Source organism: Gorillibacterium terrae, assembly GCF_051594785.1.
In the GTDB taxonomy this organism is placed as follows: Bacteria; Bacillota; Bacilli; order Paenibacillales; family NBRC-103111; genus Gorillibacterium.
Genome location: NZ_JBPPGI010000001.1, coordinates 1,395,864 through 1,418,123, shown reverse-complemented (window position 1 = coordinate 1,418,123; position 22,260 = coordinate 1,395,864). Strand labels below are relative to the sequence as shown.

The window sequence follows — 22,260 nt, the reverse complement described above, 5'->3', positions numbered from 1 at the left end:
CCCGGAAGGCTCGTCAAATCTCCGCCAGCTTGCGCATGGCGGCGGCAATCTTGTCCGGCGTCAGCAGGAAGGCCTTCTCCTGAACCGGACTCATGCTGACGGCCGGCACATCGGGGCCGCACAGGCGCATGATCGGAGCGTCCAGGTCGTAGAACAGCTCCTCCGAGATGATGGCCGACACTTCCGCGCCGACCCCGCCCGTCTTGTTGTCCTCGTGGACGATCAGCACCTTGCCGGTCTTCGCGGCGGAGGAGAGAATGGCGTCGCGGTCGAGCGGCGCGAGCGAACGAAGGTCCAGGACCTGGGCGCTGATGCCCTCCTTCGCCAGCTCCTCGGCCGCCTTCAAGGTCAGGTTGACCGCCATGCCGTAGGAGATCACCGTGATGTCTTCGCCTTCGCGGGCGACGCGGGCCTTGCCGATCGGAACGATGTAATCGCCGTCCGGCACTTCGCCGGTGATCGACAAGTAGCATTTCTTATGTTCGAAATAGAGCACCGGGTCTTCGCTGCGGATGGCTGCCTTTAACAGTCCCTTGGCATCGTATGGGTTGGACGGGGCGACCATCTGCAGTCCGGGCGTGCCGAAGAAGACCGATTCCGTGCACTGCGAATGATAGAGGGCGCTGCCGCCGGTCGCTCCGAACGGAGCGCGGATGACCACCGGGCAGTTCCAGTCATTGTTTGAGCGGTAGCGGATCTTCGCCGCTTCGCTGATAATCTGGTTGGTCGCCGGCAGAATAAAATCGGCGAACTGCATCTCGGCGATCGGCTTCATGCCGTACATGGCTGCGCCGATGGCGACCCCGGCAATCGCCGATTCGGCGAGCGGCGTGTCCATGCAGCGTTCCTCGCCGAACAGATCGCGAAAGCCCTTGGTCGCGTTGAACACCCCGCCCTTGCCCACGTCTTCCCCGAGCACGAATACGTTCTCGTCGCGCTGCATCTCTTCCAGCATCGCCGTTCGGATCGCTTCCAGATAGGTGATTACCGCCATGGTCAGATCTCCTCCGTTTCGGCGTACAGGTGGCGGTGCAGGTCTTCCATCCGCGCATGAGGGGCATCCTCGGCGAACTTGGCCGCTTCGCGCACCTCGCGGTCAACCGCCGCAAGCAGCTCGCGGTCCTTCTCTTCGTTCCACAGGCCGCACTCGATCAAATAATCGCGGAAGCGGGGAATCCCGTCCAGCTTGCGCTGAGCCTCCACCTCTTCCTTGGTCCGGTACAGCAGGTCGTTGTCGGAGGTGGAATGCGGCGACAGCCGGTACATCATCGCTTCGATCAGCGTCGGCCCGTCTCCCCGGACCGCGCGCTCGCGGGCTTCCTTGACGACCCGGAACACTTCGAGGGCATCGTTGCCGTCTACCCGGATACCGGGGAAGCCGTAGCCCTGCGCCCGGTCGCTGACTTTGCCGCCGAGCTGCTTGTGGGCCGGGATGGAAATGGCATATTGGTTATTCTCGCACAGGAAGATGACCGGCAGCTTCTTGACGCCCGCGAAGTTGCAGCCCTCGTGGAAGTCGCCTTGGTTGCTGGAGCCTTCGCCGAACGTCACGTACGAAACGAAGTCCTGCTTCTTCATCTTGGCGGCCAGCGCGAAGCCGACCGCATGCGGCACCTGGGTCGTAACCGGGCTGGAGCCCGTTACGATATGGTGCTGCTTGTGGCTGAAGTGGCCGACCATCTGGCGGCCTCCGCTCGTCGGGTCATCCGCCTTGCTGAACGCGGAGAGCATGAGCTCCTTCAAGGTCATGCCGACCGAAAGCACGAAGCCGAAATCGCGGTAATACGGCAGAAAATAATCTTTATGCGGCTCAAGAGCCATAGCGGCGGCAACCTGGCAGACCTCCTGCCCGATTCCCGACACGAAAAAAGCGACCTTCCCCGTCCGCTGCAGCAGCATCACCATCTCATCGAATTTCCGCGCTTTCACCATGAGTTCATACATCAGCACGGCTTTTTCGTCCGACAATCCCAGGCTGCGATGCTTCGTCATTTGACCGATTGTCAAGGGAGCTTGCCTCCTTATTCCCCCGGCTCTTCGAGCGCCAAGGCGCCTATCCGGGACGGAATGTTTTTATTACCTGGTCCTAATATCTGACCCTATAGGGTACTATACCACAATTTGCCCCGGAGATGCATCTTTTTTGGCCAGCTCTTATAAACGGCTGTCCCGCCGCCCCTATGGTCCTAGGAGCAACCGGAGCTGTTCCGTTCATGCCAAAAAAGCCTTCCGGCCATCGCCGAGGCTGCTGAAAAAGTCGTCGCTCCGCATACGAATCATTCTTCCAATCGCTGTTGCCCCCGGATTTCTTTGATCTAACCGCTTTCTGCGGTCGAAATCCGCGGGCAAAGGCGACCGCTATCGCTTTTCCAGAACGATTTCGAACACTTCGCTTGTTTTTCAATGGCCTCGCCTTCGCCGTAGGGCTTCTTCTCCGGATGAGTTACAGATTCAGCGCGCTGCCGTCGACATCCAGCATGGCCTCCGCGAGCGCCTCCGACAGCGTCGGATGCGGATGGATGGCCTGACCGGCCTCCCAGGCGGTCGCGTTCAGGAAACCGGCCAGCGATGCCTCGCCGATCAGCTCGGTCACATGGCCGCCGACCATATGCACGCCGAGCAGATCGCCCGAATCGGCATCGGCCACCACCTTGACGAAGCCGCCGGTTTCTCCCTGCACCAGTGCCTTGCCGAGCGCCTTGAAGGGAAATTTGCCGACCTTCACCCGGCGCCCGGCGTCCTTCGCTTCCTGCTCCGACTCGCCGATGCCGGCCACCTGCAAGCGCGTATAGACACAGCGCGGCACTTCCCGGACGCGGAACGGATGGCCCTCCATCCCGGCGATGCGCTCAACCGCCGACACCGCCTGGTGAGCGGCCGCATGGGCGAGCTGCATCTTGCCGTTGACGTCGCCCACGGCGTAGATGTGGGCGACCGCCGTCTGCATGTAATCGTCCGTGCGGATAAAGCCGCGGTCGACGATGATGTCCGTATTTTCCAAGCCGATGCCTTCCGTGTTGCCGATCCGGCCCACCGCCACGATGGCGATGTCGGCCGTAAGCTCCGTCACCCCGGAGGCCAGCTCGGCGCTCAAGCGGACCCCGTCCTCCTCGGTTCGGACCGATTCGGCCAGCACGCGGGCGCCGGTCAGAAGCCGCACGCCGTCCTTCTTGAACCGGCGGGCCAGCTCCGCCGATACGTCTTTGTCTTCCTGCGGAAGCAGCCGGTCGGCGTATTCCACCACCGTCACGTCCGCGCCGAAGTCGCTTAAGAGGGAGGCGAATTCGCAGCCGATGACGCCGCCGCCGATGATCACCGCCGACCGCGGCACCTCTGTCAGCTCCAGCGCTTCGTCGCTGGTCAATATCCGCTTGCCGTCCGGAACGAGACCAGGCAGCGAGCGCGGACGCGAACCCGTCGCCAGGATCAGATGCTCGGGCACCAGCGTCTCGGTTTCGCCGTCCGCCGACTCCACGGCCACGCTTCCCGCCCGCGGCGAGAAGATCGAGGGCCCGATCAGCCGGCCTGTCCCGGAATAGACGTCGATTTTATTTTTCTTCATCAGGAATTGAACGCCTTTGTGCAACTGCTCCACGATGCGGTTCTTGCGTTCCTGGACCTTGCCCATGTTGACCCGGAAGCCGTCCGTTTCGATGCCGTACTCGCCGGCTTCCCGAAACTCGGCATAGACCTCGGCGCTGCGGAGCAGGGCCTTGGTCGGAATGCAGCCCCGATGCAGACAGGTGCCTCCCAGCTTTTCCTTCTCCACCAGGGCGACCCGCTTGCCGAGCTGAGCCGCCCGGATTGCGGCCGTGTAACCGCCCACTCCGCCGCCCAATACGACAACCTCATAGGATTTGGACATCCTGTTCCCCTCCACCTGCAGCAATCTCATCGTTCCCCATTGTACCCGTTTGTCCCCGGCTTTGCCATCCCTTCGTTTTCTGCCTGCTCCCTGGGCTTCCATGAATGAAAAAAACGGCGCTCCGGAAGGAACGCCGTTCAGGCCGATTCGTGTGCGATTCTGTGGGGTAAGGAGGGGTATTAGGACGAGAAGACGCGTTTGGCGGTAAAATAACGGTTGCCCCAATAACCGGTATTCAAGGGATCGATGTGAATCCCGTTGGAGTTGGTCGCCGAGATAAATTTACCGTTGCCGATATAGATGCCGACGTGGTTGGCCGGCGCCTTTTGCGTGGAAGAGAAGAATACGAGATCGCCCGGCTTGGGCGAGAATACGCTCGTTCCGGTACTGGAACGCATGCCGTCGGCGGTCCGGGGAACCGAAACCTGCTGCTTCTTCAGCAGGTATTGGACGAAGCCCGAGCAATCGAAACCGGACGGGGTCGAACCTCCCCACATGTAGGGAACGCCTAAGTATTGCTTGGAATTTGCGACAAGCTTAGCGGCCTTGCTTTCGGTTTTGGCCTGAATGACCGGAGCATGTTCTTTGCCGTCGGCCTCGACGATGGCAAGCTGAACGGCGGCATTCCACTTCACTTCCGTATCAAACGATTCGGACACAAACCGGAGCGGGACATAAGTACGATTTTGCGAAACGACGGCTTTGGTATCGAGGGCAAGGGTCCGGCCATTGACGGTGGCTTTGGCTTGGCCCGTGGTCAGCGTGATCGTGCGATTTTTGCCGGTGATTGTAACCTTTACTTGGTTTCCTACGTCTGTAGAGGTAACCGAGTATCCCATCTTCTCGGAAACGATGCGGACGGGAATCTGGGTGCGGCTGTTGCCGTCGACAAAGGGCTGCGCGTCGGGAAACGAAACCAGCGAGTCGTTGATTTGCACCTTGACGGGGCTCTGGGCGGCTTCGCTCTGCTGAGCATACAGAAGTCCGGACGCAAAGACGGCAGACGACAACAGGACGGTCTTGGTGACTTTATTCAGTTTAAGTTCCTCCTAGTGCCTCCGAGGTTAGTTGACGGATTCGGGAAGAGGTGCTCTCCCTAGCTCGACGGGTTACCCCGCAAGCATTCACCCCGCTAACCAAGCTGCCGAATCTTACCGTCGGCGGCGCGCTTCGGCGCCCTTTCGCTTGGTTACGTCGAATGGCTCGCCGAAATTAGCGCAGTGCGCTCTCCATTCCGGCCAGCCCGACAAAGAAATCCCCCGTACCGGTCCTGCGAGAACCGGATTCGGCAAATTGTAGTAATAACAGCACATTGTCTAGGGTATCATGCGAGTTACGCATAGACAATAGCCAAATGGTGGATGTCCCGGCATAATAGGAAGAACCTCCTACCGGGATTTTTTGATTTTTTGTCACATTCTCGGCACAAAAAAAATCCGCCGGTTCCAACTACCGGCGGCAAAATCGGAGAAAAAAAGGTTATGAAGCAAGCCGAAGCTTGCATTAATAGTATATCACCAAATATATACGTCTGACACAGGTTGACGGGTGGTAAATCCGACCAGGCCTTCCCCGTCCCCCCGGCATATCCAGCCCAAGCGCTTCATACCTTGATAGGGGGAGGCGGACGGGCATGGATAAGAACGATCCCATCTACAGGGAAGAACGGCTCCGGCAGTTGGCCCGTTTGGACGAGCAGGACGAATGGGACGACAAGGAAAAGAAAAAGAAACAGCGCAAGAAACGGAAATTCATCTTCCTGACAATCCTTGCGTATCTCATGCTGCTGTACATTCTCTATACGGCGGCGCATCAACTGACCGGGTTCTCGCTGCGCTTCACCGGCTGATCGCCGCTCGACGAAAAAATCTCCCGCCATACTCCGGCAGGAGATTTTTTGTTTGCCTTTGCCCCGTTCAGCTTTCCTCGTCGAGCAGCCCCTTCTGATCCGCATCGTAAATCGCGGCGTACACTGAGAACGGAATCGTACTCAGGTCCGATTTTCCGTCGCTTGTGACATAGGCAGGAAGAACGATATGATCGTCCACTGAATAATCCCATTCCTCCGTCGCCGGGTCGTCCAGGCTGAGCACATAATCGCCCGTCCACTGGCCGTCCTCGATCTTGCCGTCCACCATCACATCGGCCGTGATCGGTTCGCCCTGTTCGTCGTCGGACGGAATCCGGGTTAGCAGGTAGGAATAGAACGCAACCGCCTTCTGGTCCCCGTAGCCGATGGTCCGCAGGTAAACTTGGTCCTTATTCAACGGAATCGGGTCCGGATGACGATACGTGTCCAGATCATAGCGGACCATCAGTTCGCCGGTGATCGAATCCTGCTGGTACCAGTACTCCTTCACCTGCGGCTTGTAGATGTTGACGCGATTCTTCGCTCCGTCCCACTTCACATGACAGTCGAGCGCTTGACCGATGAAGGCGAGCGGAACCATCGTGCTGCCGTTGACGGTCTGCGCGGGAACGTCCAGGATGACGTCCTTGTCCACGGCGTTCTCCTCCCAATCCTCGGAGGGGACAGCCTTGACGTGCGCCTTCGTCGACCCGAGCGTCAAGGTGACGGTCTTGTCGCCGATAAAGGTGGCGTACGAGGTGTCTTTTTTGGTCGCAGTCACCTTCCCGGTCTTCCCGTCGTACTGAATCTTGGCCCCAAGCGCTTCGAAGATCGCCCGCATCGGCACGAGCGTCCGTCCCTTCTGGACGACCGGCTGCTGGCTGGCGAAGCTCAGCTTGACCCCGTCGATATAGACGGTCGGGCTGGCCGGTACCGCCGCCTTGGCGGCAGCGAACGCCGCCGGAGCGCCGCCGAGCGCCAAGGTTGCGGCCAATGAAGCCGCCAGGATGGTTCTTGCTGGTTTGAACATAAATACCCTCTCTTCTTCTATGTAGAGTGATCTAGCAGGAGGATATTCTACATGAGCGAAGGAAATTCCTCCCTCGGCGTAACTTTACCAACTCCATCTGAACGCCGCTGCTGTCTGCGGCGGCAGCCATCTCTTGTCCTCCCTCCAGCTTCAGATGCCAGACTTCCGCTCCGTTATGCAAGCGATTCTGAAGCTCTTTCATGGAATAGCCTCGAATCGGGTCGTTTTGCAAATTGTCGAGGGAAGTTCTATAGGATGCAGAAATTCTTCCTAACACTCCAAAGGTCAGCGCCGTCGAAATCGGTTGTATGTCCCCTCCCATTCCAGCAAGTTCTTCTCATCCCCAAACGGTTCGCCGTCCTGAAGCCGCATGAACAAGCTGCGGATGACCTGCTTTCGGTTGATCGCCCGATACCGTTCCAATTGCTTGTCGCGTACCGGCGAGGTCCGCTCCCGGTCCCATTCCATCAGGTCGTGAACACTCACCTTCTCTAAGTTCGGCATGGACCACAACGCAGTAGCGATTCGCTCGTCTTCCTCTTCCTGATAGACGAACCTCGCGCCATCCATCAAGGCGCTCAATCCGTTCCAGATCATTCGGCACGCGGCCGGATCCGCATGTCGGCTTGCAGCACATTCGTCCAAGGCATCGGCCGCATGGGCGGCGGCATGGGCCCATCCTTTCTCCCCGGTATGCCCGCGAAAATCCTGTTCCTCCCGGCAATATCGAACGAGTCTATCCAGCGTATGGTCATATTGGGTTTTATGCAGATAGGGCTCCCGATTGTCGCGTGCCAGCAAGAGGGCAATCAATAGAGTAGTGAACGTCCGCCGGTAGACGCTATCTTCATCTTGGCTTCCAATTCCTTGAAACAGCGCATTCTCCGCTACGGCTTCCTCCAACAGCTCGACCAATTGCGGACCGGTGAGTCGCTGATCCAAGAGCAGCCATTGGTGAAGCGCAAGATACGCCAACTCGTCCCGCCATAGCGGATCGGTTGAGCCTAACAACGCTATCGCTTCCCGAACTCTCGCTGCCGGATCCATTCCGTCCGGTATCGGAAATCCTTTATCAGCCAGTTCCTTCCACTCCTTGAGGTTCACGTCCAGCCTCCTCCGATCATTACGGTTCTTTGCGTTGCTTTCAGCTTATCATAAGCCGTCTCGGACGAATTAGTTTTACCGATTTTCTCCCACTCTCTTTTCTTTTCGGCCCGGTCGGGTTATGGTAAGGGCATATCTGCTCAAGGAAACAGCGTGACAGGAAGGAGCGGAACGGGAAATGAAAAAGCTAGTTCTGGCCGCAGCGGTTCTTCTGCTGGTCATTGCGGCCCTAACCGTGCCGAGCAAAGCCTCTTATATCGATTGGACCAAGGGAGAAATCAAGAAGCAGAGCAGCAATTGGCTCATCCGCCAAGGGGTCGACCTGCTTGGAGCCGCCGTGCTTAATAAGACCACCGAGTGCAAAAGCTACCTGGTCGCCAGCCGCTGCACAACCGATTTCGGAGAGTTCGGCCGGATTCGCGCCATCGGGCTCTTCGACCGCTTCATCGGCGTGGAGGGACTGAAACGGGAGCACTAGCCGACGCCTTGCGGCCGATGCGCCTTCATTCGCCTAACAAAATGCCACCCTCGCGGCCCAACTGCAAGGGTGGCATTTTAATTGATGTGGCAATGCTGTTCATGTGCGCATAGGTTACGCGCGGATCTCCTTGAACGCCTCCGTCTGCTTCTTGATTCCGACTTCGGCGGCGAACCGCTCAATGCTGGAAGCCCCGAAGAAGCCGTCCACCCCGGTCGTGCGCTCGATGACGTATTTCGCGTCCTCGGGCTCCGCGATCGGGCCGCCGTGGCAGATGACCATGATGTCGGGATTGACCTCCCGGCCGGCATCGGCAATCGCTTGCACCCGCTCGACGCAGTCGTCCAAGGTCAAGGCTGTTTTGGCGCCGATGCTGCCCTTGGTCGTCAGGCCCATGTGGGCGACCAGAATATCCGCCCCCGCCTTGGCCATCGCCTTGGCTTGATCCGTGTCGAACACGTACGGCGTCGTCAGCAGATCGAGCTCGTGCGCCTTGCGGATCATCTCGACTTCGAGGCCGTAGCCCATATCGGTTTCCTCCAGGTTCTGGCGGAACACGCCGTCGATGAGACCGACCGTCGGGAAGTTCTGTACGCCGACGAAGCCCATGTCCTTCAGCTGCTTCAGGAAGACCTCCATGATCCGGAACGGATCGGTGCCGCAGACCCCTGCCAGAACGGGCGTATGCTTGACCACCGGCAGCACCTCCGCCCCCATCTCCACCACGATCTGGTTGGCGTCCCCGTAGGACAGCAGCCCCGCCAGGGAACCGCGGCCCGCCATGCGATAGCGGCCGGAGTTGTAAATGATGAGCATGTCCGCTCCGCCGGCTTCGCTGCTCTTCGCCGTGATGCCGGTACCTGCACCGACACCCAACAAGATGTTGCCTTCCGCTACTTCCTTGCGAAATTTATCGATTGCTTCTTGGCGCGTGATAGCCATATTCGATTCCGCCTTTCCGATTCGTTTGAATTAAGCCTGTTTAGGAGCGGACGACATCAGGTCGATCAGCTTCTGAGCCGCAGCCTGGGCAAATGCCTTATCGTTGATCGTGTGATCCAATTCGACCAGTTCTACCTTATCCCGGTTCACCAACCGGCGCAGCGTATCGAACAGCATGGCATCTTCATCGGGTCCATAGAAGGCTTGCCCCGGTGCATCGATCATCGACACGCCTTGCAGCGGCAGCATCAGCGCCGTGGGCGATCCGGCCGCATTCAGCTTCTCGGCCAGCTTTTCGCCCAGCTTCCGGTTCTCTTCCACCGTGGTACGCATGAGCGTGACGGATGGGTTGTGCTTATACAGATTGCGGCCGGCATAAGGGGCAGGCACGGTATCGTAAGGGCCGAAGTTGACCATGTCGAGCGCACCGACCGACACCACCTGCGGGATGCCGTTTCGTCCGGCCGCTTCCAGCCGATTCGGTCCGGCGCTGAGGACGCCTCCGAAGAGCTCGTCGCACCATTCCGTGGTGGTCAGGTCCAGGACTCCCTTGAAATACCCGCCGGCCGTCAGCTTCTCCATGGCTTGTCCGCCCGAGCCTGTGGCATGGAATACCAGCACCTCGTATCCCCTGTCCTCCAGGTAAGCGCGGGCATGCTCGACCGCGGGCGTCGTAACGCCAAACATCGTCGCCGCCACAAGCGGCTTATCGGACTCGGGAAGAGCGCTTTCAAAGTTCACCATACCCGCTATCGCATGGGCGGCGTTGGTGAAGATCTTTTGCGAAATCGAGTTGATGCCCGCCACATCCACGATCGACGGATACATGAAGATGTCGCTGCTGCCCACATAGACGGACGTGTCGCCGCCTGCCATCGTGGAGACCATCACCTTCGGCACGCCTACCGGCAGTTGGCGCATTCCGGCCGTGGCCAGCGCGGTACCGCCCGAGCCGCCGAACGAAATGACACCGTCAAAGCATCCTTGTTCATACAGCGCAGGAAGCAGACGCTCCATTCCTTTGGTCAAGACCTCGGTTCCGTAGGCGCGATCCTTCTTCGCAGCCACCTCATGAATGTCATAGCCGGCGGCGCTTGCCACCGCCGAATTGGGCACATCGGCCGGAATGGTCGGTTCGAACACCCCCGTATGAATCATCAAGGTTCCCAGGCCCAATCCCTGGAGGATATCCCGCACAAAGGCGAACTCAGGTCCCTTCGAATCCAACGTTCCTACGATTGCGACCGTTTTCATCTGCGTCCCTTCCTTCCTCTCAACTTGTCGGGATGGAGCTCCCGATACGAAAATCATACCCCCGTCCCAGAGCCAAGTAAATGTTTGCATGTCCGATTTGGTTGTGTTTATGTTCGATATATGGATTATTTTTGATTCACTGGAAATTGCTTTCGTGAATTAGGCTTTGTCTATTTTGCGTTCAGAGGCTTGGGCGTATTCGGAAGGCGTGAGGCCGATGACCTTCTTGAACGTCTTGCTGAAATGCGCATAATCGCGATACCCGACCAGTTCTGCGACTTGCGTTAAGGGAAGGTTCTCCTGCTCAAGAATACTGCAAGCTTTATGAATGCGGAAATTGGTCAGGAAGGCCGGGAAGGTCAGGCCCGTCTCTTTGCGGAACAGGGTGCTGAGGTGAGAGCGGGACAGCTTGGCCACCGCCGCGAGATCGGTGAAGGCGATTTCGTTCATATAATTCTGCGCGATGTACTCCTTGACGAAGCCGACGTAATCCCGCTGATCGATCCCGAAAAGCATCTTTTGCAGCAATTCGTCGTTCTCGTATTGGCCGGCTGTCTTGAACTGGCGCACCCGTTCCTCGATCGCCCTTTCCGATGGCGTCCGGTCGAAGGTAGAGCCGCCGATATAGCCCTGCGCCGACGTATTGTTGGAGATGTACTCCAGGTCCATCGGGGTGTGAACCGGCCCGCCGTATACCATCTTGAACACTTCGGGCCGAAGGCGATCGCCGACGGAGAATACCCGCTGGGCCAGCTCGGTTCCGGCTTCCAGCGTCAATACTTTCTTGGCCCCGAGCGCGCCTCCTTTGGTTAGCCCCAGGTGCACGCACAGCACATCGGCGCCGGCCTGCAGCATGCTCTCGGCTTGGCTTTCCTCAAACACGAAGGCAATCGTGAACAGGCCCATCTCATGGGCGAGTCGGATGGCCTCCACTTCCCTGTCGTAGGTTAAGCCTTGCTCCTCCAGCCCTTCGCGGTACTGCCCGTCGATGAGGCCGAGGGTCGGGTAGTTGTTGATGCCGGCAAAGCCGCTGGCCTTGATCTGGTAGATGAAGCGATCCAGTTGGATCGTGGGATCGGTGGCATTGAGACCGAAGACCACGGGAATCTCCACGGCGGGCACCAGCTCCCGCGCCCCGAACTCCATCACCAGCTGGTTGGAGTTGGTGAAGGGCAGAAACCCCGCCAGCGACCCCTGCCCCATCATCCGGAAGCGACCGGAATTCAGCGCGAGCAGCAGATCGGCGCCGCCGCGTTCGGCCTGCTTGGCCGCTAGCCCCGAGCCGCAGGACACGCCGATGATGCGTCGCTTCATGCGCGTCTGAATCGACAAGGCTTCGAGTATGGCCGTGCGGCGGGTTTGCATAAGCGTGGGCCTCCAAACGGAAATGGTTGTTGTCTCTTATCCAGCGGGAATTCCTGCTTCTAAGTTTACCCCAATGACGGGCATTGGGGGACGATATTTCCGCATCTGCGATTGCTTTTGGGGGTTGAAAATGGAATATATTAGTGTTATGATTGGATAGCTGTAAAAAAACTTAACGAGGTGAGGAAAATGAAAACAAAAAAATATATGTCTTATCCTCATCTTTCGTGTTAGTTGGTTCATTCGGGTAGTTCAAGCTCTGAGGGTAAGATTCACACTCTCGGAGCTTTTATATTTAGGCGGAAAGAAGCAATAGGCTTTCCTGCCGATCTATGACAGCCACTTTCGAGTGGCTGTTCTTTTTTGGGGCATCCCAAGCTTCTAATCAGGAAAGGATGATGCAGGATTAAAAGACTCGCTCACTATTTTCGCTCTATGCAAGCCGAACAGTCTTCTTACGGCTTGATCTACGAAGGCTCCTACTATGTCGAAGGGGAGAGGATATCGGACCCCACCTACTGGAATGAGGATGTTGCCTTTCACATTGAACGGACGCATAAGCTCACCCCGGATAAACCCTGCATCACGATAAAAATCCCGTTTGACCGTCTCGGCTTAGATGACCGGCTTGACCCTGTTGTTCTTTCCGATTTTGCCCTCAGGCAATGGGTTGGGCATATGGATGCTTTAAATGAATGGATTTATAACCGGTCGCGTTCGGACAAAGACAACGGCGCTTTTTATTGCTTTCGTCCCACCAATGCGGTAGTGCAGCGCAATGCGTCCTTTGTCGAAGTCCTTTCGGAGAAGAGGTATTTATGCCTGATGATTACCGTGCAGCTTCCCTACAAAAATCACGATAAAGCAATGCGGATGCTCTGCAAAATGCTTCCGAAAGAAGTGGAGGAGTTCATTGCCCATTTTGATCACTTCCGGTTAAAGGCTGCCTTTGATTTGGCCAACAAGCAAAACGAGCTTCGGGAGTGGCTAAAGTCCAGCGATTATTGTGCGTTTATTGCGAATGGCAGCCTTCTGCCCAGAAACACCGACAACAACGGACCGCTGGAGGGCGCTCTGCCTTTTGTCTCACCGGAAGATATGGAAGTTGAAATCTGCGGCGTGCGGGGCATGGGAATAAAGCGCGGGGTGACGGTTATTACCGGCGGCGGGTATTCGGGGAAAAGCACCTTGCTGGATGCGCTCAATTCAGGGATCTACAATCATTGCCTGGGCGACGGACGAGAATGGGTGATTACCGACCAAAGTGCCATGGAAATCGCTGCAGAGGAAGGGCGGGCCATAAGCAATATCAATATCACGCCTTTCATAAAATGGATACCGAATCGTTCGGCCGAACAGTTCTCGACGGATTACGCTTCCGGTTCCACGTCTCAAGCCGCCAATATCATGGAGGCGATCCACGTCGGGTGTAAGCTGCTTTTGATTGATGAAGACAGAAGTGCGACGAATTTCATGATTCAGGATGCGAAAATGCGTTCCTTGATCCGACATGAACCCATCACCCCTTTTACGGAACGCGTCCGAGAGCTATATGAAGCCATGGGCGTATCTTCCGTTCTGGTGATTGGCGGCAGCGGTGAATTTTTATCGGTTGCCGATCAAATCATCCTGATGGACCAGTTTGCGCCAAAGAACGTAACCGGGGAAGCCAAAAAAATAGGCGAACCCGACAAACCGCGCGAACGGATTCCTGCGGCCAACTGGGAGATTGACCGAAAAATAACCAACGACCGCTTTTCCAGCTATCCGCAGAGCAGCGGTACCGAGAAACTGAAGGTCTCCAGCATGGGATACATTCTGATGGGCGATGAACAAATCGACATCCGGGGGCTATACAACATCACCTCGGAGGCCCAGCTTGCCGCGATCGCCTTTTTGATTCGAAAAATCGCGATAAGCAATCAGGATCGCGTCATCCCGCTTCAGGAGAGGATTCGCAAAGCGCTCGACGATATGGAAAGAGAAGGGGTCGATCGAGTGTTCTCCTCGTTTTTTCCCGGTTTTGAACGATGGCTGGAGTTGCCCAGGCTAAATGAAGTATTGGCGGTCCTGAACCGAATGAAGCATTTGAAATTTATATAAGCGGATTACGAAAAAAGGCGCAAGCCCGCGGTGGATTGCCGCAAGCTTGCGCTTCTCTCATTCATTCTATAGTCCGAAAAAGGAACTCCGTCCGTCCTAGCTCACCTTGTGCTCGATCCGCAGCTTGTCGGCCACCATCGCTATGAACTCGCTGTTGGTCGGCTTGGACTTGCTGATGTTGATCGTGTAGCCGAAGATGAAGCTGATGCTGTCGATGTTGCCGCGCGTCCAGGCGACTTCGATCGCATGGCGAATCGCACGCTCGACGCGGGACGGCGTCGTCTTGTAGCGTTCGGCAATCGCCGGATACAGCGTCTTGGTGATCGCGCCGAGGATTTCGATGTTGTTGTACACCATCGTGATCGCTTCGCGCAGGTATTGGTAGCCCTTGATGTGGGCGGGAACGCCGATTTCGTGAATGATGCTGGTGATGTTCGCGTCCAGATTCTTGCCCTTGTTCATCGGGACGACGTTCGTTCTTGGGGAAATGGGGCTGCTGGAGGTCATCGACGCCGGCGAAGTCCCCACGAGCTGGCGAATCCGGTTCGTGAGCACGTCCATGTCAAACGGCTTCAGAATATAATAAGAAGCGCCGAGCTGAACCGCTTTCTGGGTGATGTTCTCTTGGCCGAAGGCCGTCAGCATGATGACCTTGGGCTGCGGGTGCAGGTTCATTTCCCGGAGCTGCTCCAATACGCCCAGTCCATCGAGGTGCGGCATGATGATGTCCAGAATCAGCACGTCGGGGACTTTCTTCGCCTGTTCGATCATACGGATCACTTCGTTCCCGTTATAGGCTACCCCAACAACAGACATATCATCCTGATCGTTGATGAATTCCGATAGCAAAGATGTAAATTCTCGGTTGTCATCCGCCAAAAGCACATCAATCGTCTGCTAGTGATTTCCTCCTCTTTCTTTGTTTCGCCCTTTCCAGTAAATGTATTCGACACTGCATCCGGGATTCCTCCTGTCGAAACATTTTTTTATTTCATTTTTTTTGATTATTGGGTATACTGATAATTTTCGGTGTTGGTTTGATAAAAATCGACAAATGCCCCCTAACCGATGTTGACCATTCGTTCAATAAAAAGCTCCTGACCAAGTGACCGCCATAAGCGGTTCCTTGCCCAGGAGCTATTTTGCATGATCATCCCGCGCTTAGCTGGCTTGCCGATACGGAGCGCTTGACGTCCCCTCGTCCATCAGCCCGGCATCGCGCAGCATCCACTCGATGAAACAGCCGTAGCCGTTGGTCGGATTGTTGACGAACACGTGGGTCACCGCTCCCACCACCTTGCCGTTCTGAATGATCGGGCTGCCGCTCATGCCTTGAACGATGCCTCCGGTTCGCTCCAGAAGCCGTTTGTCGGTGATCTTCAGCACGAGTCCCTTGGTCGCGGGAAAATCCTGCCGGGATACATGCGTGATTTCGATATCGAATTTCTCCACCTTTTGGCCGCTGACCACGGTGTAAATCTGGGCTGCCCCCGGCTTAACTTCGTTCGCCAGAGCAATGGGAAGAGCCGATTCCTCCACTCCATGGTCGGGCAAAGCGGTCATTTTACCGAAAATGCCAAAGGAAGTGTTCTTCTCGATATTGCCGAGCGTCTTGCCTTCCCGGAAAAAATGAGCGATCTTCTCGCCGGGGTCGCCGTTCTGGCTTTTCGCGATCGAGGTTACATTGGAATGGACGATCTCGCCGCCGCCGACGGCAATCGGCATTTGGGTATCCATGTCGGTAATGACGTGACCGAGCGCGCCATACGTGTTGCGGGAAGGAGCATAGAAGGTCAATGTGCCGACGCCGGCCGCGGAATCGCGGATATAAAGCCCCAACCGGTAAGAACGGTCCAAAATGTCAAAGGCGGGCATCAGCTTCATTTCCAGCTTCTCGCCCCGCCGCATAACGGTGAGCTTCATCGGCTTTCCGCTTTTTCCGGCCGACTCCGTCAAGGCTCCCACCTTTTCCACCTCGTTGATCGGCTTGCCGTCGATGCTGATAATCATGTCGCCGATCTGCAGCCGGGCTTCTTCTCCGGGAGAAACCTTGCGATTGCCCGATACAGTGACTTGATGATGGCCCACCACCAGGATTCCGGCCGACTTCAGCTTAACACCGATGGTCTGACCGCCTGGAATCACCTTGATTTGCGGAATCACATGAACCCGGACGGTTCGCAGCGGAACCTTGCCGAAGAGCTTGAGCGTCATTTCCGTATGCCCCGTTCGTTTGGCCGCCACCTGGATGGGATCATTTAAACGCACTTGGGAAAAATAACGAAAGAGACCGTTGATGTGCACGATGTCCGGGTTCTCGACCGAAACCTGGGCCGTAACCGGCATGGAGAGGGAGAGCCGGGCTTCCTGGCCGTCGAAGAGGCGATAGTTGGAAGGAAGGGAGGCCAGGTTCTGGAAGGGCGTGGAGAATCCCAAGAGGAGGATGGCCAGGGAGAGGATGTACCCCACCCATCGATACCATTTGCCGGGGTTCAAGCGGATCACGCTCCTTATAGTCAGTTGGATGCTCAATGGACGAGCGTTTGGTCGCCATCAGCGTAACTATAAGGTAACCCCGGCCCAGGGGTTTTATGAATCAAAATGTTACCGGGAAACCCGCGTCATTCCTCGTTTTTTGCCATCCTGCCCAGGAAATTTCCGGCGGTTGGCCATGGAGATCATTTCCTCGGCGTGGCGCTTTGTCGTTTCCGTCACCTCGACTCCACCGAGCATGCGCGCGAGCTCCAAGACACGGCCCTCGTGATCCAGCCGGAACACGCGGGTGTAGGTTCGTTCGCCTTCGATCCCTTTTTGGATCAAATAATGCTCGTCTGCCATGCAGGCGACCTGCGGCAGGTGCGTGATCGAGAAAACTTGGCAATCGGTCGATAGGCGGGACAGCTTCTCGGCGATCGCTTGTGCCGCGCGGCCGCTGACGCCGGTATCCACTTCGTCGAAGACCAGGACCGGTATCCGGTCCACCTTGGCAAAGATTGTCTTCATGGCCAGCATGATCCGGGACAGCTCGCCGCCCGAGGCGATGCGGCTGATGCTCCGGAGCGGCTCTCCCGGGTTGGCGGAGATCAGGAACTCCACGCCGTCCATCCCCGACGGAGTCAGCCGAACGGACCGTCCCTCCAGCTCGGGGCCGTTCGGATCCTCCAAGGGCTCGATCTGCACGGCAAAGCGCGTCCGCTGCATCTGCAGCTCCTGTAGCTCCCGCTCAATGGCGGCGGCCAACTCGTCCGCTGCCCGGCGCCGCAGCTTCGACAGGGCCGAAGCCGCCTTCAGCACGATACTCTGCTCCGCCGCAAGCTCGGCCTCCAGCTTGTGAATGTGCTCGTCCTTGTTGTCGATCAGCTCCAGCTCGCGCCGGATCTTCTCATAATAAAGGAGAATTTCCTCGGCGTTGTCGCCGTATTTGCGCCTGAGCGAGGACAGGACGTCCAGCCTGCGCTCGATCTGGTCGATCCGGGCCGGATTGAATTCGATCTGGTCGCGGTAATCGCGTAACTGAAACGAAGCGTCCTCCAATTGGTAATACGCCGATTGGATCTGTTCCAACAAGGGCTGAAGCTGGGAAGAATCAAGTCCCGCGATATCCTGGAGCTTCTGCATCGCTTTGCCGACCGCCTGCAGCCCCTTGCCCGCCGCCAGCGCCTCGTACGAATCGTTCACGTTGGAGAACAGCTTCTCGGCGTTGGCCAGCTTCCGCTTCTCCTCCAGCAGCTTCTCTTCTTCGCCCGGCTTCAGCTTGGCCGAGGCGATCTCATCCACTTGAAAGCGGTACAGGTCCTGCATCTGAAGCGCCTGCTTGCCGCTGTCCTGCAGCTCCCGAAGCTGCCGTTGAAGGCCGGTATAACGGTCGTAGGAGGCTTTGTAAGCCGAAAAGGCTTCGGCTACCTCCGCTCCGCCGAACAGGTCCAGCCAGCCGATATGGCCTTCGGGGCGAAGCAGAGACTGATGCTCATGCTGCCCGTGGATGTTGACCAGGTGCTCGCCGATCTCCCGCAGCATGCTCTGGTTGACCAATTGCCCGTTGACCCGGCCCGTGCTCTTGCCGGCGGCGGTCACTTCCCGGCGGATCATGATCGGCTCCGACCGGTCCGCCGAGATACCGAGCCGTTCAACCGTCTCCCATACGGGGTGATCGCTCCCCATGTCGAACAAGGCTTCCATCTCCGCCTTGTCCTGGCCGTACCGGACCAGATCGGCCGAAGCCCGGCCCCCGGCGATCAGGCCGAGCGCATCGATGATGATCGATTTGCCGGCGCCCGTCTCCCCGGTCAAGACCTGGAAGCCTTCGTCAAAGGTCAATTGAACGGATTCGATGACCGCCAAATTGCGGATGGTTAGTTCCCTAAGCATCGTTCCTCACCCCAGCAGGCTCATGATTTCATTCACAAACTCCTCACTGCTCTCTTTCGTCCGGCAGATGACCAAGATGGTGTCGTCCCCGCAGATGGTTCCCATCATGCCGTCCCATTCCAGAACGTCCAATAAGGCTCCAAGGCCGTTCGCCGTCCCCGGTGTGCATTTTAAGACCACCAGGTTCTCGGTATAATCGATCCCGACGAATTGGTCCATGAGGGCGCGCTTCAGCCGCTGTTCCGGATTGAAGCGCTGCTCGGTGGGGACGGCGTATTTGTAATGCCCGTCCGCCAGCGGCGTCTTGATCAGGTGCATTTCCTTGATATCGCGGGAAACGGTTGCTTGGGTTACGTTAAAGCCCGCTTCGCGCAGCGCATCCACCAAGTCTTCCTGGGTCTCGATTTCCATGGCATTCAGGATTTCTTTGATTTTGAGCTGCCGTTTGCCTTTCACGTCCGTTCAATCCCCTTTTCTCGCGCCGGATTCAGCGCTCGATTTCAAACTCCACCTTGCGAATCCGCCCGGTTTGCGGACTGACCACCAAAATACCGGCCGCGTCATCGTATAGCAGGGCGTAGATCATCAACTGATCGCGAAGTCCGCTGCCCGTCCACTCGTAAGGCTTGCGCTCGCGCTCTACCTTCACCACATACAGCTTGTCCTCGAACTGAGCCCAGTGATCGACGAAGAGCCGGCTTTCCAAGTCTTCGCCGCCGATATCTGCACCGCCGTCGACTTGAATAAATACGGGAATCCGCCGCTTGACGGTGAGCACCTCATATCCGGCATTCTCCAGCAGGGCAACCGCTTCCGTAACCGGAATTTCCTCGTCCGGCTCCACCGTCATCCGGCGGTCCGGGAGCTTGTTCCACCAATGTCGAATCCAATACGCCGCCCAGATCAGGAAGAGCGCCAGAAGCAGAATCAATACGAAGCCGTCGCCATTTTTCATGGTATCACCCGAATATATATTCGCCTTTTTCGCAGAAACTCCTGCTCTTTTCCAAAAAAGACCCATCCGCAAGGGAAACAACTGAAACAATCATCGCTTTCGCATACGGATCATTCTTCCAATCGATTTTCCAGAACGATTCCGTACACTTCGCGTGATTCAGTTGCCTCCGGCAAGGGGTGAGTCTTCCGGCATACGGTCTATGGGTCAAGAGGAAAAAGCGCCGTTCGCGGCCTCTACCGTGCCGGTAATCCGGGCGCTTATATCGGCGGGCAAGGACTGAGGCTCCCCGGTCCAGGTCCAGACGGCGAGAAATTCGATATTGCCTTCTCCGCCGGTGATCGGGGAGAAGGTCAATCCGTCCAAGCGATAGCCGAATTCGGCGGCGAAGCCGAGCACCGTCTCCAGCACTTCACGGTGAACAGCAGCGTCGCGGATGACGCCCGACTTGCCGACCTTCTCCCGCCCCGCTTCAAATTGCGGCTTGATGAGCGCAACCACCCGTCCGCCCTGCTCCAGGATTCCGCCGAGCGCGGGCAGAATCAGCTTCAGCGAGATGAAGGAGACGTCAATCGTGGCAAAATCCGGCGTGTCGGCGGGAAGGTCCGCTCGGGTGAGGTAGCGAAAATTCGTCCGCTCCATGACCGTTACCCGCGGATCGCGGCGCAGTGACCAATCCAGTTGGTTGTAGCCTACATCCACCGCGTACACATGCTTGGCTCCGTTTTGCAGCGCGCAGTCGGTAAAGCCGCCTGTGGACGCCCCGATATCCAGCATGACCGATCCGGTCACGTCGAGGTTGAAATGCTTCAGCGCCTTCTCCAGCTTGAGGCCGCCCCGGCTGACATACGGATGCAGCGCGCCCTTCACCTTGAGCGCAGCCGAACGCGGAATTTTCATCCCGGGTTTGTCGATCGGCTGCTCGTCGGCCAGCACAAGACCCGCCATGAGCGCCGCTTTCGCCTTCTCGCGGCTATCGAAAAATCCCTGCTCCACAAGCAGGACGTCGATTCGTTCTTTGTCGTTCAGGTTGTCCGTCCCCTTCTCTGATTGGCTGACCTCACGCCCGCTGCCGGTTCGTGCGAGGCAGCATAGCCTGCACCTGCAAGGCCAGGTCCTCCGCGGTCAAGCCGACTTCCTTCCGTTGCTCCTTGATGCTTCCATGCTCGACGAAATAGTCGGGAACGCCCAGGCATTTGATGGGGATGTCAAACCGTCCATGGTCGGCATAGAATTCCTGCACGGCGCTGCCAAAGCCGCCAAGCCGGACGCCCTCCTCCATCGTGATGAGGTGGTAGCCCCGGTTGGCCAGATCAAGCAGCATGGCTTCATCCAGCGGCTTCAGGAAGCGCGCATTGACGATATGGAGCTGAATGCCCGTCGGCCGAAGCAGATCGGCGGCTTCCTCCGCGACCTGAACCATCGGGCCGACCGCCAGTACCGCAATGCGTTCCCCTTCCCGGACGGTCTCCCAGGTGCCGATCGGGATCGGCTCCACCACCGCTTCCGGCTTGACTCCCGTCCCGTTCACGCGCGGATAACGGTAAGCGATCGGTCCGTCCGAATAGTGGAGCGCCGTGACCATCATCCGCCGAAGCTCGTTCTCGTCCTTCGGCATCATGAGAACCAGATTCGGCAGGCTGCGCAGGAAGGCGATATCGTAGACGCCCTGATGCGTCTCGCCGTCCGGTCCGACAAAGCCGGCCCGGTCAATGGCGAACGTAACGTTCAGCTTCGGCCGGCAGATGTCGTGCACCACCTGGTCGTACGCTCTCTGCAGGAAGGTTGAGTACACGGCATAGACCGGCTTCATGCCCTCCTGGGCGAGCGCGGCGCACATCGTGGCGGCATGCTGCTCGGCGATGCCGACGTCCACCATCCGTCCGGGATAGCGTTCCGCGAACTTCATCAGCCCCGAGCCGCCCGGCATGGCCGGGGTGACGGCGACGATCCGGTCGTCGTGGGCGGCGAGCTCGATCAGCATGTTGCCGAAGACCTCGGTGTACATCGGCGCTCCGACCGCTTTGATCATCTGGCCCGATTCGATCTTGTAGGCGCTCGCCCCGTGCCAGGCGTGGGAATCCGCTTCCGCATGCGTGTAGCCTTTGCCCTTGCGGGTCAGGACATGGACCAGCACAGGGCCGGACACGCTGTTCGCCTGCCGAAGCGTGTCGAGCAGCTGGGGCAGGTTGTGGCCGTCCACCGGACCGAAATAGGTAAAGCCGAGCTCCTCGAACAGGATGCCCGGGATGAGGAAATACTTCATCCCGTCCTTGAAGCGCTCCGCCGTCTTCGCCAGCGTTTCCCCGAACGCGGGAATCCGCTTCAGGAGTCCTTCAATTTCTTCCTTGGCCTTCTTGTACTGCTTCGCCGATCGGATCTTCATCAGGTAATTATGCATGGCGCCGACGTTCGGAGCGATGGACATCTCGTTGTCGTTCAGAATGACCATCAGCTTCTTCTGCTCATGGCCGATGTGATTCAGCGCCTCAAAGGCCATTCCGCCGGTCAAGGCGCCGTCGCCGATGAGCGCCACCACCTCGTTCTTCTTGCCCTGGTAATCGCGGGCCATCGCCATGCCCATCGCGGCGGAGAGGGACGTGCTGCTGTGCCCCGCTTCCCAGACGTCGTGCTCGCTTTCGGAGCGCTTGATGAAGCCCGACATGCCGCCTTGCTTGCGCAGGGTATCGAAGTTGCCCATTCGTCCGGTTAAAATTTTGTGAACATAAGCTTGGTGCCCAACATCAAATATCAGTTTATCTTGCGGGCTGTTAAAATAATAATGCAGAGCGATGGTCAACTCGACAATTCCCAGATTGGAGGACAGGTGCCCGCCGGTGGCCGACAGCGTCTTGATCAGGAACTGGCGAATCTCCCCGGCGAGTGCTTCCAGTTCGTCCATGGAGAGGGTTTTCAGATCCTGAGGCCTCTGAATTCGTTCGAGCAC

General features: G+C 57.7%; 19 protein-coding genes and 1 riboswitch. Of the genes, 3 read left to right on the top strand and 16 right to left on the bottom strand.

What is annotated here, in order from left to right; translation table 11 throughout:
* Nucleotides 1–13: 13 nt before the first annotated feature.
* From ACSEXS_RS05990 to ACSEXS_RS05975, 4 genes are all read right to left on the bottom strand, one after another.
* Nucleotides 14–994, bottom strand: coding sequence for an alpha-ketoacid dehydrogenase subunit beta (locus ACSEXS_RS05990; protein WP_438432250.1), 981 nt, complete (start codon nt 992–994; stop codon nt 14–16).
* 2 nt (nt 995–996) lie between these two features.
* The gene (locus ACSEXS_RS05985) at nt 997–2,007 is read right to left on the bottom strand and encodes a thiamine pyrophosphate-dependent dehydrogenase E1 component subunit alpha (protein ID WP_438432249.1); all 1,011 of its coding nucleotides are present in this window, start codon (nt 2,005–2,007) and stop codon (nt 997–999) included.
* A 436-nt stretch (nt 2,008–2,443) separates the two neighbouring features.
* Complete coding sequence (gene lpdA, locus ACSEXS_RS05980; RefSeq protein ID WP_438432248.1) at nt 2,444–3,865, bottom strand: dihydrolipoyl dehydrogenase; 1,422 nt, start codon at nt 3,863–3,865, stop codon at nt 2,444–2,446.
* Nucleotides 3,866–4,044: 179 nt separating this feature from the next.
* Complete coding sequence (locus ACSEXS_RS05975) at nt 4,045–4,875, bottom strand: C40 family peptidase (RefSeq protein ID WP_438432247.1); 831 nt, start codon at nt 4,873–4,875, stop codon at nt 4,045–4,047.
* A 28-nt stretch (nt 4,876–4,903) separates the two neighbouring features.
* Nucleotides 4,904–5,166: riboswitch (cyclic di-AMP (ydaO/yuaA leader) on the bottom strand.
* A 332-nt stretch (nt 5,167–5,498) separates the two neighbouring features.
* Here ACSEXS_RS05975 and ACSEXS_RS05970 point away from each other — a divergent pair.
* Entirely contained in the window at nt 5,499–5,714 is a 216-nt protein-coding gene (locus ACSEXS_RS05970; RefSeq protein WP_438432246.1) for a hypothetical protein, read from the top strand.
* 67 nt (nt 5,715–5,781) lie between these two features.
* Here ACSEXS_RS05970 and ACSEXS_RS05965 read toward each other — a convergent pair whose 3' ends face one another.
* Complete coding sequence (locus ACSEXS_RS05965; RefSeq protein WP_438432245.1) at nt 5,782–6,744, bottom strand: copper amine oxidase N-terminal domain-containing protein; 963 nt, start codon at nt 6,742–6,744, stop codon at nt 5,782–5,784.
* Nucleotides 6,745–7,029: 285 nt separating this feature from the next.
* The gene (locus ACSEXS_RS05960; protein ID WP_438432244.1) at nt 7,030–7,848 is read right to left on the bottom strand and encodes a DUF2785 domain-containing protein; all 819 of its coding nucleotides are present in this window, start codon (nt 7,846–7,848) and stop codon (nt 7,030–7,032) included.
* Between the two features lie 178 nt (nt 7,849–8,026).
* Here ACSEXS_RS05960 and ACSEXS_RS05955 point away from each other — a divergent pair, with 178 nt between their 5' ends.
* Complete coding sequence (locus tag ACSEXS_RS05955; protein ID WP_438432243.1) at nt 8,027–8,326, top strand: hypothetical protein; 300 nt, start codon at nt 8,027–8,029, stop codon at nt 8,324–8,326.
* A 114-nt stretch (nt 8,327–8,440) separates the two neighbouring features.
* On the opposite strand, the gene ACSEXS_RS05950 is transcribed toward ACSEXS_RS05955, so the two are convergent.
* The 3 genes from ACSEXS_RS05950 to ACSEXS_RS05940 all read right to left on the bottom strand — a co-directional run bounded on the left by ACSEXS_RS05950 (nt 8,441) and on the right by ACSEXS_RS05940 (nt 11,887).
* Nucleotides 8,441–9,268: a phosphoenolpyruvate hydrolase family protein gene (locus ACSEXS_RS05950; RefSeq protein ID WP_438432242.1), complete on the bottom strand. Its 828-nt coding sequence runs from the start codon at nt 9,266–9,268 to the stop codon at nt 8,441–8,443.
* Nucleotides 9,269–9,298: 30 nt separating this feature from the next.
* The gene (locus tag ACSEXS_RS05945) at nt 9,299–10,522 is read right to left on the bottom strand and encodes a Tm-1-like ATP-binding domain-containing protein (RefSeq protein ID WP_438432241.1); all 1,224 of its coding nucleotides are present in this window, start codon (nt 10,520–10,522) and stop codon (nt 9,299–9,301) included.
* Nucleotides 10,523–10,681: 159 nt separating this feature from the next.
* Nucleotides 10,682–11,887: a phosphoenolpyruvate hydrolase family protein gene (locus ACSEXS_RS05940; RefSeq protein ID WP_438432240.1), complete on the bottom strand. Its 1,206-nt coding sequence runs from the start codon at nt 11,885–11,887 to the stop codon at nt 10,682–10,684.
* A 462-nt stretch (nt 11,888–12,349) separates the two neighbouring features.
* Between ACSEXS_RS05940 and ACSEXS_RS05935 the strand changes: the two genes are divergently transcribed.
* Nucleotides 12,350–13,990, top strand: a complete 1,641-nt coding sequence (locus ACSEXS_RS05935) for a P-loop domain-containing protein (RefSeq protein ID WP_438432239.1) — start codon at nt 12,350–12,352, stop codon at nt 13,988–13,990.
* Nucleotides 13,991–14,086: 96 nt separating this feature from the next.
* Here the strand turns inward: ACSEXS_RS05935 and spo0A are convergent, their stop codons facing one another.
* The 7 genes from spo0A to dxs all read right to left on the bottom strand — a co-directional run bounded on the left by spo0A (nt 14,087) and on the right by dxs (nt 22,260).
* Entirely contained in the window at nt 14,087–14,881 is a 795-nt protein-coding gene (spo0A, locus tag ACSEXS_RS05930; RefSeq protein ID WP_438433099.1) for a sporulation transcription factor Spo0A, read from the bottom strand.
* A 270-nt stretch (nt 14,882–15,151) separates the two neighbouring features.
* Nucleotides 15,152–16,486 carry a SpoIVB peptidase gene (gene spoIVB / locus ACSEXS_RS05925; RefSeq protein ID WP_438432238.1) on the bottom strand — a complete coding sequence of 445 codons (1,335 nt, stop codon included), beginning with the start codon at nt 16,484–16,486 and terminating at the stop codon, nt 15,152–15,154.
* Between the two features lie 108 nt (nt 16,487–16,594).
* Nucleotides 16,595–18,358, bottom strand: a complete 1,764-nt coding sequence (gene recN / locus ACSEXS_RS05920; RefSeq protein WP_438432237.1) for a DNA repair protein RecN — start codon at nt 18,356–18,358, stop codon at nt 16,595–16,597.
* Nucleotides 18,359–18,364: 6 nt separating this feature from the next.
* On the bottom strand, nt 18,365–18,814 hold the full coding sequence (gene ahrC / locus ACSEXS_RS05915; RefSeq protein WP_438432236.1) for a transcriptional regulator AhrC/ArgR: 450 nt from the start codon (nt 18,812–18,814) through the stop codon (nt 18,365–18,367).
* A gap of 31 nt (nt 18,815–18,845) precedes the next feature.
* A complete protein-coding gene (locus ACSEXS_RS05910) occupies nt 18,846–19,313 on the bottom strand; it encodes a hypothetical protein (protein ID WP_438432235.1) in 468 nt (155 codons plus the stop codon).
* A gap of 207 nt (nt 19,314–19,520) precedes the next feature.
* The gene (locus ACSEXS_RS05905; protein WP_438433098.1) at nt 19,521–20,342 is read right to left on the bottom strand and encodes a TlyA family RNA methyltransferase; all 822 of its coding nucleotides are present in this window, start codon (nt 20,340–20,342) and stop codon (nt 19,521–19,523) included.
* A 31-nt stretch (nt 20,343–20,373) separates the two neighbouring features.
* Entirely contained in the window at nt 20,374–22,260 is a 1,887-nt protein-coding gene (gene dxs, locus ACSEXS_RS05900; RefSeq protein ID WP_438432234.1) for a 1-deoxy-D-xylulose-5-phosphate synthase, read from the bottom strand.